The sequence below is a fragment of the Levilactobacillus muriae genome, assembly GCF_045862015.1.
Classification (GTDB): domain Bacteria; phylum Bacillota; class Bacilli; order Lactobacillales; family Lactobacillaceae; genus Levilactobacillus; species Levilactobacillus muriae.
The window spans coordinates 1-2610 of record NZ_BAAFRU010000054.1; the positions used below are offsets into that span (position 1 = coordinate 1).

The window sequence follows — 2610 nt, forward strand, 5'->3', positions numbered from 1 at the left end:
TCTTTTTTGGACAAGTTCACAATCAAAAAATAACGGAATGTGGAAGTACCGCGGTGAATGTGGGTTACTTGGGATAAGCCGCCTTATGTGAAGTAGAAATTGGTATACTAAAAAAGGCTCCCGGTTTTTGAAGTGCAATAGAAAAGTTAGACAAATAGTAATTTAATTTATGCTACTGAGGCTTGATTCCTATAATTTATAGGGCTCAAGCCTTTTGTCTTCATCGAAATTCGATCTTTGTTGAACCAATCAATATAAGATTTCAAAATACCATTCAACTCGGTAATATTTTCAATTTTATATTGGTTTAAACATTCACGTTTTAAAAGACTAAAAAAACTTTCTACTGGTGCGTTATCATGACAGTTTCCCTTACGGGACATACTTTGAGTGATTCCCATATGTTTGAGTCGCGCTTGGTAGCTTGGCAACTGATATTGCCATCCTTGGTCGGAATGGAGAATAGGGTGGAGCCCCCTAATAATGTGGTTTTGTACTTGGTCTAAAGTATCCGTAATTAGTTTCTTATTGGGTGAATAGCTGGCAACGGCTGACAAAACCTCCTTACTAGCCTCATCAATAATAACTGAAATATAGCCCCATTTTCCGTTGTACAGTGGAACTTGAGTGACATCAGTATGCATCACCGTTAACGGCTTAGTTGCGTTGAAGCGTTGTTTAAGAAGATTTGGCGCAATCTTTCCCACACTACCTTTATATGAACTGTACTTGCTGGTATGCTTCGAAAAGAGGGTTACTTTAAGACCCATCGCGGTCATAATCTTACGAATAGTTTCCTCCGCGTAGTTGAACCCGGCCTCGACGGCCTTCTTGTGAATTCGACGGTATCCGTATCTAGAACCAGTTTTGAGGTACTCTTTACGTATAAATACCTTAACCTTCGCATACTTATCTGGCTTATGGTCGCGTTTCAATCGGTCATAGTAGGTTGATCTAGCCAATCTTAATTTTCCTAAAAGTTCCTTTAGTGGATATTGCGACCGTAACGTGGAAACAATTTTAGCTTTTACTTTGGTTGTTTCCTGGTTATAGCCGCCAATGTTTTTAAAATATCACGATCCAATTCTGCTTCGTGTAGTTGTCGTCGTAACTCAGTGATCTGTTGTTTGTATTTTTCCTCTTTCGTTGGTGTTAACCGTTTAGTTGTACTTCCCTGGGACTTGTGCTTACTCATGATTGGCCTTCTTCCACGAGGTTTACTACGTAAACCCATCACGCCTTGCTTTTGGTAGATAGTCATCCAGCTATTAGCTTGACTGGCTGAGATACCAAAATGCGCTGCAGCTTGTATACGACTAACCTCGTTTGTTTGGATATAGTCTACCACGCTCAATTTATAGTCCGGTGAATACGTTTGTTTATGATGCTTCACCTTTAAAGAACCCATGCCATGAGCTTGCACTTGTTTTACCCAATTTAGGATGTTTCCTGTGCTAGGAATCTGATACTTAGCGCTTAAATCTTTCAGACTAATCCCACCACTAAAATATTCACGAACTACTCTGGTTTTGAATTGACTACTATATTTGGTCATAAGAAAAGCCCCACAATCGTTAGACTTATCTGTCTAACAATTGTAGGGCACTTCATTAACACTGGAGGCCTTTTTTCTAGGTTACATATTTTGAGGATGAATGTTTTTATCTTCGTAGCTTTTACTTGGGTGCTGTAACATGACTGCTTAGTTTTTGGTGCCGTACCCCGCAACAGATGCGTCGCTTACAGATGTGTCGCTTCGTTGGTATTATCTTAAATGCTAAGTACCGAGTTGAGAAGGATCATAAAGATATTGGCGTCATAATCCCACTGGACGACGAAGAACTGAAATTTTTAATGACTAAAGCCTTGAGACGTTACTTTAACGCCCTAAGAAGCAATGAGAAGCACATCAAGAACGTGGAAAACTACCTGTACGGCACCATGCAAAATCTATTTGGTGTTTGGTGGAATAAACAAGCGGCTAGAGAATACGCGGCCAAACACCCCGAAGAAGAAAAGCCGGCCGACAACGACAACAGTGGGTTGTACTACTAGTCCTAAAAGGCTACAAAATCCTTTCTAAGCAGTTTTAAGACTTACTAACCTCTCTTTATACTTAAGCTAGATTTAAATGGCTTAAACAGAAGAATAGGGGCTTTTAAATGAGTGTCAGAGCTAACCAGGCTAACCAGCTCAAAAGTTCAGCCTTTAGATCAACGCCAAGCTCAAGTGATTTGAGGCCAGGGCTTTATCTATTGATCAGGCACTCAAAAGGTAGTATAATGGTAGTAGTAGAAGAAGGGAGATGAGACAATCATGGCAGTTAAGGAAAAGAAACGGGTCCAAGTCAAGATTGATAAAGATTTGGCCGATAATACCGAAGCAGTTTTAAGCGAATTGGGCTTAAATCCAACCACGGCCATTAACATGTTTTACAAGCGGATTGTTGCTAATGGTGCTTTACCTTTTAATGCGTCTTTAAACGAAGAAGAAAGAGCTAATTTACGCTTTTTAAAGGCGACCGAAGGGACACCAGTCACCGAGTTCAAAGACGCTAAAGAGGTCGCTGATTGGCTCAACGATCCAGATGAGGACTAATGACTTAGTCAG

At 40.3% G+C, this 2610-nt stretch carries 3 protein-coding genes and 1 pseudogene; 2 read left to right on the plus strand and 2 right to left on the minus strand.

The genetic code is table 11. The annotated features are described in order from the left end of the window. Positions 1-167: 167 nt before the first annotated feature. Both ACKTSF_RS14365 and ACKTSF_RS14370 read right to left on the minus strand, forming a co-directional pair. Positions 168-1061, minus strand: a complete 894-nt coding sequence (locus tag ACKTSF_RS14365; protein ID WP_407890264.1) for an IS3 family transposase — start codon at positions 1059-1061, stop codon at positions 168-170. After that, entirely contained in the window at positions 1028-1555 is a 528-nt protein-coding gene (locus tag ACKTSF_RS14370; protein ID WP_407890260.1) for a helix-turn-helix domain-containing protein, read from the minus strand. The genes ACKTSF_RS14365 and ACKTSF_RS14370 overlap by 34 nt, the downstream gene beginning before the upstream one ends. 143 nt (positions 1556-1698) lie before the next feature. Between ACKTSF_RS14370 and ACKTSF_RS14375 the strand changes: the two are divergent. Further along, positions 1699-2055 (plus strand): annotated as a pseudogene (locus tag ACKTSF_RS14375) (replication initiator protein A); the annotation flags it as partial. A gap of 261 nt (positions 2056-2316) precedes the next feature. Beyond that, positions 2317-2598, plus strand: a complete 282-nt coding sequence (locus ACKTSF_RS14380) for a type II toxin-antitoxin system RelB/DinJ family antitoxin (protein WP_407890262.1) — start codon at positions 2317-2319, stop codon at positions 2596-2598. The last annotated feature ends 12 nt before the right edge of the window (positions 2599-2610 follow it).